This window comes from Pseudomonas sp. SORGH_AS_0199 (assembly GCF_031453735.1).
GTDB classification, from domain to species: Bacteria; Pseudomonadota; Gammaproteobacteria; order Pseudomonadales; family Pseudomonadaceae; genus Chryseomonas; species Chryseomonas aestiva.
This window is the reverse complement of sequence record NZ_JAVJAE010000001.1, coordinates 1983437-1997081: the sequence shown is the minus strand read 5'-3', so window position 1 is coordinate 1997081 and position 13645 is coordinate 1983437. Positions and strand designations below refer to the sequence as shown.

14 protein-coding genes are annotated in these 13645 nt (G+C 66.2%); 1 reads left to right on the top strand and 13 read right to left on the bottom strand.

What is annotated here, in order from left to right; all coding sequences use genetic code 11:
- Positions 1-94 precede the first annotated feature (94 nt).
- The 6 genes from QE444_RS09350 to QE444_RS09325 form a co-directional block, all read right to left on the bottom strand.
- A complete protein-coding gene (locus QE444_RS09350; RefSeq protein ID WP_007159462.1) occupies positions 95-733 on the bottom strand; it encodes a protein-L-isoaspartate(D-aspartate) O-methyltransferase in 639 nt (212 codons plus the stop codon).
- 38 nt (positions 734-771) lie between these two features.
- The gene (gene surE, locus QE444_RS09345) at positions 772-1527 is read right to left on the bottom strand and encodes a 5'/3'-nucleotidase SurE (protein ID WP_280310638.1); all 756 of its coding nucleotides are present in this window, start codon (positions 1525-1527) and stop codon (positions 772-774) included.
- On the bottom strand, positions 1515-2573 hold the full coding sequence (gene truD, locus QE444_RS09340) for a tRNA pseudouridine(13) synthase TruD (protein WP_187978709.1): 1059 nt from the start codon (positions 2571-2573) through the stop codon (positions 1515-1517). The genes surE and truD overlap by 13 nt, the downstream gene beginning before the upstream one ends.
- Positions 2570-3043: a 2-C-methyl-D-erythritol 2,4-cyclodiphosphate synthase gene (ispF, locus tag QE444_RS09335; RefSeq protein ID WP_058766625.1), complete on the bottom strand. Its 474-nt coding sequence runs from the start codon at positions 3041-3043 to the stop codon at positions 2570-2572. Before ispF ends, truD begins: the two co-directional genes overlap by 4 nt.
- Before the next feature lie 66 nt (positions 3044-3109).
- The gene (fghA, locus tag QE444_RS09330) at positions 3110-3964 is read right to left on the bottom strand and encodes an S-formylglutathione hydrolase (RefSeq protein ID WP_309738066.1); all 855 of its coding nucleotides are present in this window, start codon (positions 3962-3964) and stop codon (positions 3110-3112) included.
- A gap of 39 nt (positions 3965-4003) precedes the next feature.
- A complete protein-coding gene (locus QE444_RS09325) occupies positions 4004-5116 on the bottom strand; it encodes an S-(hydroxymethyl)glutathione dehydrogenase/class III alcohol dehydrogenase (protein ID WP_309738064.1) in 1113 nt (370 codons plus the stop codon).
- 101 nt (positions 5117-5217) lie between these two features.
- Between QE444_RS09325 and QE444_RS09320 the strand changes: the two genes are divergently transcribed.
- Positions 5218-6120 carry a LysR substrate-binding domain-containing protein gene (locus QE444_RS09320; RefSeq protein ID WP_133859804.1) on the top strand — a complete coding sequence of 301 codons (903 nt, stop codon included), beginning with the start codon at positions 5218-5220 and terminating at the stop codon, positions 6118-6120.
- A gap of 48 nt (positions 6121-6168) precedes the next feature.
- Here QE444_RS09320 and ispD read toward each other — a convergent pair whose 3' ends face one another.
- The 7 genes from ispD to QE444_RS09285 all read right to left on the bottom strand — a co-directional run bounded on the left by ispD (position 6169) and on the right by QE444_RS09285 (position 13583).
- Entirely contained in the window at positions 6169-6870 is a 702-nt protein-coding gene (gene ispD, locus QE444_RS09315) for a 2-C-methyl-D-erythritol 4-phosphate cytidylyltransferase (RefSeq protein WP_309738061.1), read from the bottom strand.
- Entirely contained in the window at positions 6870-7148 is a 279-nt protein-coding gene (locus QE444_RS09310; protein ID WP_007159473.1) for a septum formation initiator family protein, read from the bottom strand. Before QE444_RS09310 ends, ispD begins: the two co-directional genes overlap by 1 nt.
- A gap of 166 nt (positions 7149-7314) precedes the next feature.
- Positions 7315-8604 (bottom strand): phosphopyruvate hydratase, encoded by a 1290-nt coding sequence (eno, locus tag QE444_RS09305; protein WP_309738055.1) that lies wholly within the window; start codon positions 8602-8604, stop codon positions 7315-7317.
- Positions 8605-8683: 79 nt separating this feature from the next.
- The gene (gene kdsA / locus QE444_RS09300) at positions 8684-9532 is read right to left on the bottom strand and encodes a 3-deoxy-8-phosphooctulonate synthase (RefSeq protein ID WP_158892283.1); all 849 of its coding nucleotides are present in this window, start codon (positions 9530-9532) and stop codon (positions 8684-8686) included.
- 2 nt (positions 9533-9534) lie between these two features.
- The gene (locus QE444_RS09295) at positions 9535-11163 is read right to left on the bottom strand and encodes a CTP synthase (protein WP_158892280.1); all 1629 of its coding nucleotides are present in this window, start codon (positions 11161-11163) and stop codon (positions 9535-9537) included.
- Positions 11164-11305: 142 nt separating this feature from the next.
- Complete coding sequence (gene tilS / locus QE444_RS09290; RefSeq protein ID WP_309738052.1) at positions 11306-12622, bottom strand: tRNA lysidine(34) synthetase TilS; 1317 nt, start codon at positions 12620-12622, stop codon at positions 11306-11308.
- A 10-nt stretch (positions 12623-12632) separates the two neighbouring features.
- Entirely contained in the window at positions 12633-13583 is a 951-nt protein-coding gene (locus QE444_RS09285) for an acetyl-CoA carboxylase carboxyltransferase subunit alpha (protein ID WP_133859810.1), read from the bottom strand.
- Between the last annotated feature and the right edge of the window lie 62 nt (positions 13584-13645).

The following is a 13645-nucleotide window of genomic DNA, read 5'->3' as shown; positions in this document are numbered from 1 at the left end:
TGATCATCTACCGTCCGGCCATCCCGCCGGCCTCAAGCGGCCGCGGCCGCCAGGCAGCCTTGGAGCGCGGTACCGGGGTAACGTTCCCTGTCGCTCACTGGGCCAGGGGTCCATTGAGCAGGGGCACGAAACGGACGGCATTGAGTTCATGGCGGACGAAGCCCTCGGCTTCGCGCACGATCAGCAGGAGCTTCTGCTCCTCGTCGACGCCTACCGGGATCACCAGGCGACCGCCGGGTGCCAGCTGGTCGAGCAGCGCCTGGGGCACTTCCCGCGCCGCGGCGGTGACGATGATGCCGTTGTAGGGCGCCAGCGCCGGCCAGCCTTCCCAGCCATCGCCCCAGCGAAACACCACGTTGCGCAGATTGAGTTCGAGCAGGCGCTCCTTGGCTCGGTCCTGCAGCGACTGGATGCGCTCCACGGAAAACACCCGCTCCACGGTCTGCGCCAGGATGGCGGTCTGGTAGCCGGAGCCGGTGCCGATCTCCATGACCTTGTCCAGCGGACCGCCGGCGAGCAGCAGCTCGGTCATGCGCGCCACCATGAACGGCTGGGAAATGGTCTGGTTGTGGCCGATGGGCAGCGCCGTGTCTTCGTAGGCGCGATGGGCCAGGGCCTCGTCGACGAACAGGTGACGCGGCGTACGGCGGATCACCTCCAGCACCTGGGCGTTGGACAGCCCCTCTTCGTAGAGGCGCTGGATGAGGCGCTCCCGGGTGCGCTGGGAGGTCATGCCGATGCCGTGTCTTTGCATATGCTCTTGCCCCTGAGTCATGCCAGCAGCTCCGTCAGTGCCTGCAGGCCGGCGAAACCCTCGCGGAAGGTGCGATCGAACTGCAGCGGCGTCACCGAGACATAGCCTTCCAGCACAGCATGGAAGTCGGTGCCCGGTCCGCCATCCACCGCATCGCCGGAAACCGAGATCCAGTAGCCCGCCTTGCCACGCGGATTTACCTCGCGCACCGGCGGCTTGGCCTGGGCGCGATGACCCAGGCGGGTCAGCTGCAGCCCCTTGATCTGCGCAAGCGGCAGATCCGGGATGTTGACGTTGAGGACGGTGCGCGGCGGCAGATCGAAGCGCTCGTGCAAGGCCACGATGCGGGCGGCGATCTCGGCCGCGACCGCCATGTTGTCGGCACTGCGCGACACCAGCGAGAAGGCCAGCGCCGGGCGGTTGAGAAAACGCCCTTCCATGGCCGCGGCCACGGTACCGGAATAGAGGACGTCGTCGCCAAGATTGGCGCCCAGGTTGATCCCGGCCACCACCATGTCCGGCGTAGCTTCCAACAGGCCATTGAGGCCGAGGTGAACGCAATCGGTAGGCGTGCCGTTGACGCCCAGGAAGCCGTTGGGCAGGCGCTGCGGATGCAGGGGGCGGTCCAGCGTCAGGGCACTGCTCACGCCGCTCATGTCATAGAGCGGCGCGACTACCTGGCACTCGTAGTCCGCACGGGCGGAAAGCGCGGCATGCAGCGCGGCGATACCGGGGGCCAGCACCCCATCGTCGTTGGCGATCAGAAGTCGCATGGATGTTCCGTCTGCCCTGCCTCGCCAAGCGTTACCAGCTCGCGAACCACTGCGGTGGCAAAACAGCCGGCCGGCAGGACGAATTCGAGTTGCAGAATGTCAGGAGCGGGATAATGCCACGTCAGGCCGCCGATGGGGAGGCGCAGGATGCGCCGTTCATGCGAGAGGCCGGCACCGGCCAGCCAGGCGGGCAGCTCTCCGGCGGCCCTGGCCACCTCCTGTTCCAGGGCCGCGGCCGGACCCTGCACCAGGGATTCACCGGCGCCCCACAGCGGGCCCGTGGGGTGCAGATCGAGCGCCGCCAGGCGCGGATCCGCCAGATCGGCGGCGGTCGCCGGAAAGTGGCTGCGGCTGTCGGTGAAGGCCAGCAGATCGCCCTCCTGCGCCTGATTCCAGGAGTTGTCGGCGATCCGTTCGGCCAGCACCTGATTGAACAGCCAGCTGCGCGCGGCGGACAGCGTCCGTGAACGCCGGTTGCGCTGTTCGGGCAGACGCTGCTCGCGAGCACACGCCTGGGCGTCGGCCAGATTGCCGCCCTGGTAGCCGAAGCGCTGCGGGCCGAAATAGTTGGGTACGCCGCCGGTAGCGATGGCCTGCAGCCGCGCCTCCAGCAGCGCGGCATCGGCCTGGAGCCCGGTCAGGCGCAGGCGGAAGCCATTGGCGGCATGGGCGCCCCGCTGCAGCTTGCGCCGGTGCCGACCCTGCTGGAGGATCACCAGCGTCTCGTCGCAGGCGGCCGCCAGGTCCGGATCGGCCTTGCCGGGCAGGTGCAGGCTGAACCACTGGCGGGTCAGGGCCTGGCGATCCTTGAGGCCGGCGTAGCTGATCGCCCGCTGCGGCACCCCGGCGGCACGCGCCAGGCGGCGCACGGCTTCCTCGGTGTTGAGGCCGCGCTTCTCGACCCACAGCCAGAGGTGCTCGCCATCACCGCTCAGCGGGATGTCCAGCACCTCGTCCACCTGAAAGTCCTCGGCGCTGGCCTTGAGAATCGCCTGGCCGCAGGGCTCGCCATGGGCACGCGGCCCGAGCAGCTGGTCTTCGGTCATAGTGGCAGCAGCAGGGCCACAGCGTGCACGGCGATGCCCTCTTCGCGCCCGACGAAACCCAGACGCTCGGTGGTGGTGGCCTTGACGTTGACCTGGCCCAGCTCGACCTGCAGGTCCTCGGCGATGGCCTGGCGCATGGCCTCGATGTGCGGCGCCATCTTGGGCGCCTGGGCGGCGATGGTGCCGTCGACGTTACCGACCTTCCAGCCCTGTTCACGGACCAGCCCGACCACATGGCGCAGGAGCACCCGGCTGTCGGCGCCCTTGAAGCGCGGATCGGTATCGGGGAAATGCTTGCCGATGTCGCCCAGGGCGGCCGCCCCCAGCAGGGCATCGGCCAGGGCATGCAGCAGCACGTCGCCATCGGAGTGGGCAACCAGGCCGTGGTGGTGGGGAATACGAATGCCACCGAGGGTAATGAAGTCGCCCTCGCCAAAGGCGTGAACGTCGAAACCGTGACCTATGCGCATGAAGAGAGACGCCCTGGAAAATGACAGGGCGTAGATTCTACCGGCTGTGGACAGGCGCCGTCGCCCTTACGAGGTCGACAGGGCCGCCGCGTGATGCCGCAGGTGGTCGTCGATGAAGCTGGCGACGAAGAAATAGCTGTGGTCATAGCCTGGCTGCAGCCGCAGTTCCAGCGGATGACCCGTGGCTTCCGCCGCCCGCTGCAGGGCCTGGGGCTTGAGCTGTTCGGCGAGGAAGCTGTCCTGCTCACCCTGGTCGACCAGCAGCGGCAGGCGCTCCTCGGCCTTGGCCAGCAGCGCGCAGGCATCCCACTCCGCCCAGCTGCTGCGGTCGTCACCCAGGTAGTGGGAGAACGCCTTGTGCCCCCAGGGACAATCCAGCGGATTGACGATGGGCGAGAAGGCCGACACCGAACGATAGCGACCCGGATGCCGCAGGGCGCAGATCAGGGCCCCGTGGCCGCCCATGGAATGACCGCTGACGCCGCGGCGATCCGAGACCGGGAAGTTGGCCTCGATTAGCACCGGCAGCTCCTCCACCACATAGTCGTGCATGCGGTAATGCTTGGCCCAGGGCTGCTGGGTGGCATTGATGTAGAAGCCGGCGCCCAGGCCGAAGTCCCAGGCCTTTTCGGGGTCGTCCGGTACGCCTTCGCCGCGCGGACTGGTGTCCGGCGCCACCAGCACCAGGCCCAGCTCGGCCGCCAGGCGCTGGGCGCCAGCTTTCTGCATGAAGTTCTCGTCGGTGCAGGTCAGCCCCGACAGCCAGTAGAGCACCGGCAGGTCGCTACGGGCTTCCGCCTGCGGCGGCAGGTAGACGGCAAAGGTCATATCGCAGTCGAGACTGCGCGCGCGATGGCGATAGCGCTTGTGCCAGCCGCCGAAACTCTTGTTGCTGGAGAGCAGTTCGAGACTCATGGTCATCTCCCGAACAGGGGGCGCCCCTGGGCGCCCGCCTGGTGATCAGTAATGGACGACGGTGCGGATGCTCTTGCCTTCGTGCATCAGCTCGAAGGCCTCGTTGATCTGCTCCAGGCCCATGGTGTGGGTGATGAAGGTGTCCAGCGGGATCTCGCCGCTCTGCGCCTTGCGCACATAGCCGGGCAGCTCGCTGCGGCCCTTGACGCCGCCGAAGGCGCTGCCGCGCCAGACGCGACCGGTCACCAGCTGGAACGGCCGAGTGCTGATCTCCTGGCCAGCCCCGGCCACGCCGATGATCACCGACTCGCCCCAGCCCTTGTGGCAGCATTCCAGGGCCGCACGCATCAGGTTGACGTTGCCGACGCATTCGAAGCTGTAGTCGACGCCGCCGTCGGTCAGCTCGACGATGACCTCCTGGATCGGCTTCTGGTGATCCTTGGGATTGACGAAGTCGGTGGCGCCCAGTTCGCGGGCGATGTCGAACTTCGAGGGATTGATGTCGATTGCGATGATGCGGCTGGCCTTGGCCATCTTGGCGCCGATGATGGCGGCCAGACCGATGCCACCCAGACCGAAGACCGCAACGGTGGCGCCCTCTTCCACCTTGGCGGTGTTGAGCACGGCGCCGATGCCGGTGGTCACGCCACAGCCCAGCAGGCAGACCTTTTCCAAGGGTGCCTCGGCAGGGATCTTGGCCACCGAGACCTCCGGCAGCACCGTGTACTCGGAGAAGGTCGAGCAGCCCATGTAGTGGTAGATCGGCTCGCCGTTGTAGGAGAAGCGGGTGGTGCCGTCGGGCATCAGGCCCTTGCCCTGGGTCGCGCGCACCGAGCTGCACAGGTTGGTCTTGCCGGATTTACAGAATTTGCACTGGCCGCATTCGGCGGTGTACAGCGGGATGACGTGATCGCCCACGGCGACCGAGGTCACGCCCTCGCCCACCGCCTCGACGATGCCACCGCCTTCGTGACCGAGGATGCAGGGAAAGACCCCCTCGGAGTCCTGGCCGGACAGGGTGTAGGCGTCGGTGTGGCAGACGCCGGTGGCGACGATGCGGATCAGCACCTCACCGGCCCTGGGCGGCTCGACGTCCACTTCGACGATCTTCAGGGGCTCATTGGGCGCGAAGGCTACGGCGGCGCGGGACTTGATCATGCTCGACTCCAGTAGGACGAAAAAACGAGGTGATCAGTTTAGACGCCAGAAATCCTGGAACAATCGGGCATACTGGAATTCATTTTTGCCACAGGGAAACAATGATGGGTTGGGAGGGTATCGATGAGTTCGTCGCGGTGGCGAACACCCTGCACTTTGGTCAAGCCGCCGATCGCCTGGGCACCTCCACGTCCCACGTCAGCCGTCAGGTGGCAAGGCTGGAGGAGCGTCTGCAGGCGCGCCTGCTCTATCGCAGCACCCGCAGTGTCGCCCTCACCGAAGCCGGCCACACCTTTCTCCAGCACTGCCGCCGTCTGCAGGAGGCACGCGACGAAGCGCTGCGCGAGGTCAGCGATCTCTCCAGCCAGCCCAAGGGGCTGATCCGCATGACCTGCGCCGTGACCTATGGCGAACGCTTCGTCGTGCCCCTGGTCAACGATTTTCTCGCCCGCCATCCCGAGGTGAGTCTGGAGCTGGACCTGACCAACCGCACCGTCGACCTGCTGCACGAGGGCTACGATCTGGCCATCCGCCTGGGCCGCCTGGCCGACTCGCGCCTGGTGGCGACGCGCCTGGCGCCGCGCGAGCTCTATCTGTGCGCCGCGCCCAGCTATCTGGAACGCTTCGGCGCGCCCCATACCCTGTCCGAGCTGAGTCGCCATCGTTGCCTGGTGGGTACCAGCGATATCTGGAGCTTTCGCGAAAACGAGCGTGAGGTGCTGCACCGGGTGCAGGGCTCCTGGCGCTGCAACAGCGGCCAGGCGGTGCTCGACGCTGCCCTGCGTGGCTTCGGCCTCTGCCAGCTGCCGGATTACTACGTGCAGCCGCATCTGGCCCGCGGCGAGCTGCGCGCCCTGCTGGACAATCGTCAGCCGCCCAATAGCGCGGTCTGGGCGCTTTATCCGCAGCGGCGCTTTCTCTCGCCGAAGATTCGCCTGCTGGTGGAACACCTCAAGCAGGGCCTGGGCACCCCGCGCCCAGGGGCTCGCCACCCAGTGGATTGAGCGCAGCGAGCGAGTCTTTTCAGCGATGGGCCACTGCGGGCCTGGATCCTAGGCCTCGGCGAAGACCTGTTGCAGCCGCTGCAGGTCTTCGGGGGTGGTGACCTTGATGTTGTCCGCGCGGCCTTCGACCAGGCGCGGCGCATGACCGGCCCATTCCATGGCCGACGCCTCATCGGTGATGGCAGCGCCCGCAGCCAGGCCGGCGCTCAGGGCGTCACGCAGGGCACCGAGGCGAAACATCTGCGGCGTATAGGCCAGCCAGACCTGGCTGCGATCCACGGTTTCGCTCACCCGGCCATCGTGGCCAACGCGCTTGAGGGTATCTCGTGCCGGCACGCCCAGGAGGCCACCCACCGGGTCCTGGGCCAGCTCGGCCAGCAGCCGGTCCAGATCCTCGCGACAGAGATTGGGTCGCGCGGCATCGTGCACCAGCACCCAGTCGCCGTCGCTAGCGCCCTGCTCGCTCAGCAGCAGCAGGCCACCGAGTACCGAGTCGGCACGCTCGCGACCGCCCGGTGCGCGCAGAATGCGGGCATCGCGGGCGCAGGCCAGCGTCGGCCACCAGGGGTCTTCCGGCGCCAGGCTCACCGCCAGGCCGCGCAGGCGCGGGTGGTCGAGAAAACAGTCGAGGGTGCGCTCCAGCAGGCTGCGGCCGCACAGGTCGAGGTATTGCTTGGGTCGGTCGGCACGCATCCGCGCACCCACGCCCGCGGCGGGGATGACCGCCCAGAAGGAAGGCAGAAGGGACATTATTTGGATTGCAGGAAGAGGGTTTCGCCTTGTTTGACCATGCCGAGTTCGTGGCGGGCACGCTCCTCGACGGTCTCCATGCCTTTCTTGAGCTCGACGACCTCGGCTTCGAGGATCTCGTTGCGCTCAAGCAGGCGCTTGTTCTCACCATTCTGGTCGGCGATCTGCTGCTTGAGTTCGCGCACCTGGGCGAAGCTGCCATCACCGACCCACAGGCGATACTGAAGACCGCCGAGCAGCAGGAGCAGGAAGGGGAACAGCCAGTAGGGACTTCGCATGGGAGATAACGGATTCGCGGACGGCGGATGCCGCAAAGGCGGCGGCAGAGACGAAAACAGGATAGAAGCCCAGCTCTACGCTTGTAAACTGGGCATCTATCCTGTGGTCCGTCGGACGTGGCGGGAGGCGCTGACGCGAGTCAGCACCTCCCCGGTCGCGCAGCCCTTAGCTGCGGAACTCGGCACGGCCGCGGTAAGGCGCCTTGGCACCCAGTTGCTCTTCGATGCGCAGCAGTTGGTTGTACTTGGAGACGCGATCGGAGCGGCACAGCGATCCGGTCTTGATCTGACCGGCGGCGGTGCCCACGGCCAGATCGGCGATGGTAGAGTCTTCGGTCTCGCCGCTGCGGTGGGAGATCACCGCGGTGTAGCCGGCGGCCTTGGCCATCTGGATGGCTTCCAGGGTCTCGGTCAGGGAGCCGATCTGGTTGAACTTGATCAGGATCGAGTTACCGATGCCCTTCTCGATGCCTTCCTTGAGGATCTTGGTGTTGGTGACGAACAGGTCGTCGCCCACCAGCTGCACCTTACTGCCGATCTTGTCGGTCAGCGCCTTCCAGCCGGCCCAGTCGGACTCGTCCATGCCATCTTCGATGGAGATGATCGGGAATTGCTCGGTCAGCCCGGCCAGGTAGTCGGCGAAACCGTTGGCGTCGAAGGCCTTGCCCTCGCCGGACAGGTCGTACTGGCCGTCCTTGTAGAATTCGCTGGAAGCGCAGTCCAGGGCCAGGGTCACATCGGTGCCCAGCGTGTAGCCGGCGTTCTTCACCGCTTCGGCGATGGCGGCCAGGGCGTCGGCGTTGGAAGCCAGGTTCGGCGCGAAGCCGCCTTCGTCACCCACGGAGGTGCTCAGGCCCCGGGCCTTGAGCACGGCTTTGAGGTGGTGGAAGATCTCGGCACCCACGCGCAGGGCATCGGCAAAGCTCTTGGCGCCGACCGGCTGGACCATGAATTCCTGGATGTCGACGTTGTTGTCGGCATGCTCGCCGCCATTGATGATGTTCATCATCGGCACCGGCATGGAGTACTGACCGGGGGTACCGTTCAGGTTGGCGATGTGGGCGTAGAGCGGCAGGTCCTGGTCTTCGGCAGCGGCCTTGGCGGCCGCCAGGGACACGGCCAGGATGGCGTTGGCGCCCAGCTTGGCCTTGTTCTCGGTACCGTCCAGCTCGATCATGGCGCGGTCCAGGGCCTTCTGGTCGCTCGGATCCTTGCCCAGCAGCAGGTCACGGATCGGGCCGTTGATGTTGCCCACGGCCTTCAGCACGCCCTTGCCCAAATAACGGCTCTTGTCGCCGTCGCGCAGCTCCAGTGCCTCGCGCGAACCGGTGGACGCGCCGGACGGCGCGGTGGCGCGACCGACGATACCATTGTCCAGGATAACGTCCGCTTCAACGGTGGGGTTGCCGCGGGAATCCAGGACTTCACGTCCCTTGATGTCGACGATGTTAGCCATTTTTGTATCGATCTCCATGTTACCGGTCATTGACGGATCAGCCTTCGGCTGCGCCTGGGCCTTTTGGTTCAGCCGCCGCTTAGGCAGTTTCGATCGGCGTGAACGACTTCACCAGCTCGTCCAGCGCCTTGAGCTGGGCCAGGAAGGGCTCCAGCTTCTCCAGGCGCAGGGCACAGGGGCCGTCGCACTTGGCATGTTCGGGATCCGGATGGGCTTCGAGGAACAGACCGGCCAGGCCCTGGCTCATGCCAGCCTTGGCTAGGTCGGTGACCTGGGCGCGGCGGCCGCCGGCGGAATCGGCGCGACCGCCCGGCATCTGCAGGGCATGGGTCACGTCGAAGAACACCGGGTAGCCGAAGCTCTTCATGACGCCGAAGCCGAGCATGTCGACCACCAGGTTGTTGTAGCCGAAGGAGGAGCCCCGCTCGCAGAGGATCAGCTGGTCGTTGCCGGCTTCTTCGCACTTGGCGAGGATATGCTTCATCTCCTGGGGCGCGAGGAACTGCGCCTTCTTGATGTTGATCACGGCGTCGGTCTTGGCCATGGCCACCACCAGGTCGGTCTGCCGCGAGAGAAAGGCCGGCAGCTGGATGATGTCGCACACCGCCGCCACTGGAGCCGCCTGATAGGGCTCGTGGACGTCGGTGATCACCGGCATGCCGAAGGTGGCCTTGAGCTCTTCGAAGATGCGCAGGCCGGCTTCCATGCCCGGACCGCGATAGCTGGTCACCGAGGAGCGGTTGGCCTTGTCGAAGCTGGCCTTGAAGACATAGGGGATGCCCAGCTTCTCGGTCACCTTGACGTATTGCTCGCAGACCTGCATGGCCAGGTCACGGGATTCCAGCACGTTCATGCCGCCGAACAGCACGAAGGGCTTGTCGTTGGCGATCTCGATGTTGCCGACGCGGACGATCTTCTGCACGGTCATGCTCAATCCTTCTTGGCGTAACGCAGGGCGGCGTTGACGAAGCCGCTGAACAGGGGATGGCCGTCACGCGGGGTGGAGGTGAACTCCGGGTGGAACTGGCAGGCGACGAACCAGGGATGGTCCGGGGCCTCCACCACCTCCACCAGGGCGCCGTCGCCCGAGCGACCGGAGATCTTCAGGCCGGCGGCCTGGATCTGCGGCAGCAGGTTGTTGTTGACCTCGTAGCGGTGACGATGGCGCTCGACGATGACGTCCTGGCCGTAGCAGTCGTGCACCAGGGTGCCTTCGCTCAGCTGGCACTCCTGGGCGCCCAGACGCATGGTGCCACCCAGATCGGAGCCTTCGGTGCGGATCTCGGTGGCGCCGGTGGCGTCCTGCCACTCGGTGATCAGGCCGACCACCGGGTGCCCGCTGGCCTTGTCGAATTCGGTGGAGTTGGCGTCTTTCCAGCCCAGCACGTTACGGGCGAATTCGATGACCGCCACCTGCATGCCCAGGCAGATGCCCAGGTAGGGAATCTTGTTCTCGCGAGCGTACTGCACGGTGGCGATCTTGCCTTCCACGCCGCGCAGGCCGAAGCCGCCGGGAACCAGGATGGCGTCCACGCCCTTGAGCAGATGGGTGCCCTGCTGCTCGATGTGCTCGGAATCGATATAGCGCAGGTTGACCTTGGTGCGGCTCTGGATGCCGGCGTGGGTCATGGCCTCGATCAGCGACTTGTAGGCATCGAGCAGTTCCATGTACTTGCCGACCATGGCGATGGTGACTTCCTGCGCGGGGTTGAGCTTGGCGTCCACCACGCGATCCCACTCGGACAGATCGGCCGGCTTGCACTCCAGGCCGAAGCGCTCGATGACGAACTCGTCCAGGCCCTGGGCGTGCAGCACGGAGGGAATGCGGTAGATGGTGTCGACGTCTTCCAGGGAGATGACCGCGCGCTCTTCGACGTTGGTGAAGAGCGCGATCTTGCGACGCGAGGAGCTGTCGACGGTGTGGTCGGACCGGCAGATCAGCACATCGGGCTGCAGGCCGATGGAGCGCAGTTCCTTGACCGAATGCTGGGTCGGCTTGGTCTTGGTCTCGCCGGCGGTGGCGATATAGGGCACCAGGGTCAGGTGCATCAGCATGGCGCGGCGCGCCCCGATCTCCACCCGCAACTGGCGGATGGCTTCGAGGAAAGGCTGCGACTCGATGTCGCCGACGGTACCGCCGATCTCCACCAGGGCCACATCGGCATCGCCGGCGCCCTTGATGATGCGTCTCTTGATCTCGTCGGTGATGTGCGGGATCACCTGCACGGTGGCGCCCAGGTAGTCGCCACGACGCTCCTTGCGCAGCACGTCCATGTAGATGCGACCGGTGGTGAAGTTGTTGTTCTGGGTCACGGTGGTGCGGATGAACCGCTCGTAGTGACCCAGGTCCAGGTCGGTCTCGGCGCCGTCATGGGTGACGAACACCTCGCCGTGCTGGAAGGGGCTCATGGTGCCGGGATCCACGTTGATGTAGGGATCCAGCTTGAGCATGGTGACCTTCAGCCCTCTCGCTTCCAGAATGGCGCCCAGGGAAGCCGAGGCGATGCCTTTCCCCAAAGAAGAAACAACACCGCCCGTGACGAAAATAAAGCGCGTCATGAAAATTCCTAGAATCTGCGTTGAGGCGGAGAGCCGCCGATGAAAGCGAGAGCGGTCGGCCTGGCGCCGGACCAATGCACACCGTCCACTCGGAGCGAGCGGAAAATGCGGTATAAGACGGGAGCGTAGTCTAGCCTAAAGGTCATCCCAGCTCAAACCCACCCATGCCGTCTGCGGGCTGCCACTCAAGCCGCCCTCCCCCTGGCAGAGCACTCAGGCCGGGCAGATTGGCCACGGCCAGCAGTTCGTCGCCTCGCCAGAGCAGCGGCAAACGGCCGCGCAGGAAAGGCGGGACCTCCCGCTCGTTGAGCAGGCGCTTGAGATCGCGACTGCCGCGACCGGGTACGACCAGTCGCTCGCCGCCCTGGCGATAGCCGATTCGCCAGCCGGCTTCGACGGCCTGTCCGGTAAAGATCAGGCGGCCATTGCCCCTCAGTTCCAGGGTGCCGACCCGAGCGGCGACCGGCTGGGGAGAGGGCATGACCTGCCAGGCGTCCGGAACCCACCAGATCCGCCCGGCCCCACGGCGCACACTGCCGCCTTCGAGGCGCCAGACGGGATCGCTGGCCGTGCCCGCCTCGCGCACCGCCTGCCAGCCGGCCCAATGGGCGCTGTCGGGCTGGCGCGTCAGCGCAGCCAGCCAGGCACGCAGGGCATTGCGCTGACGGGCCTCGCTCAAGCGCTGCAAGGGCACCAGGGCCAGACTGGGCAAGGGAATCCAGGAGAAAGGCTGGGGGACGAGCCGAGCCTGCTGCAGATCCAGACTGGCCAGTTCGCCGAGCAGTTCGTCGGCTTCGGCCAGGTGGCGGGCGCTGCGCGCCATGACCTGATCGACCCCTGGCCAGCGCAGGCGCAACCGTGGCAGCACCTTGTGTCTCAGGTAATTGCGATCCAGCCCGGTATCGGCATTGCTGGGGTCTTCGATCCAGTCCAGCCCTTCGGCTTCGGCATAGGCCAGCAGTGCGGCGCGGGGCTCGTCCAGCAACGGGCGCCAGAGGCGCCCGGCCGCCAGCGATCGGGTCTCCGGCATGCCGGCGAGGCCCTTCACACCCGCGCCACGTACCAGCCGCTGCAACAGGGTCTCCAGCTGATCGTCGCGATGCTGACCCAGCACCAGGCAGCCATCCTCCGGCAGCACCCGGGCGAAGGCGGCATAGCGCGCTTCGCGGGCGGCTCGCTCGAGACTGGCGGCGCCATCGGTGCGGACGTGCAGGACAGCGAGAGGAATGCCCAGCCCTTGGCAGACCCGGGTGCAATGCGCGACCCAGGCATCCGCCGCAGCCTGCAGGCCGTGGTGCACATGCACCGCCTGCAGGTCGACCAACAAGCCGCGCGCGCGCAGTCGCGCGCAGAGGTGCAGGAGAACGGTGGAGTCGAGTCCGCCGGAGAAGCCCACTCGCCAGTGGCGGGTGGGCGGCTGCCGCTCCAGGCGGGCGTGCAGCCGGTCCAGCAGACTCATGGCCGCGGGATCAGGAAATGCCGTAGCTCATCAGGCGCTTGTAACGACGATCCAGCAGCGCCGGCAGGTCGTAGCCCTTGAGTTCATCCAGCTGCTCCAGCAGTGCGCTGCGCAGGCTGTTGGCCATGGTCTGGGGATCGCGATGGGCACCGCCCAAGGGCTCGTCGATCACCTGGTCGACGATGTTCAGGCTCTTCAGCCGCTCGGCGGTGATGCCCATGGCCTCGGCGGCATCGGGGGCCTTTTCGGCGGTCTTCCACAGAATGGAGGCGCAACCTTCCGGCGAGATCACCGAGTAGGTGGAGTGCTGCAGCATGTTCAGCTGGTCGCAGACGCCGATGGCCAGGGCGCCACCGGAACCACCCTCGCCGATCACGGTGGCGATGATGGGGGTCTTCAGGCGCGCCATGACCCGCAGGTTCCAGGCGATGGCCTCGCTCTGGCCACGCTCTTCGGCGTCGATGCCCGGGTAGGCCCCGGGGGTGTCGATAAAGGTCAGGATCGGCATCTTGAAGCGTTCGGCCATTTCCATCAGGCGGCAGGCCTTGCGATAGCCTTCCGGACGCGGCATGCCGAAGTTGCGGCGGACCTTCTCGCGTACCTCACGGCCCTTCTGGTGACCGATGATCATCACCGGACGACCTTCCAGGCGGGCGATGCCACCGACGATGGCCGGATCGTCGGCGAAGTGGCGGTCACCGTGCAGCTCTTCGAAATCGCTGAACAGGTAGCTGATGTAGTCGAGGGTATAGGGACGCAGCGGATGCCGGGCCAGACGAGCCACCTGCCAGCTGGACAGGTCGCTGAAGATGCTCTTGGTGAGCGCCTGACTCTTCTCCTGCAACCGGGCGATCTCGTCACTGATGTTCAGCGCATTGTCGTTACCGACCAGTCGAAGTTCTTCGATCTTGGCCTGGAGATCGGCGATAGGCTGTTCGAAATCGAGATAGTTCGGGTTCATGGGCATCCGTTATTACAATCTAGAGCCAGGGGCCGGGGCGCCTACCTTAAGGGATCGGACGG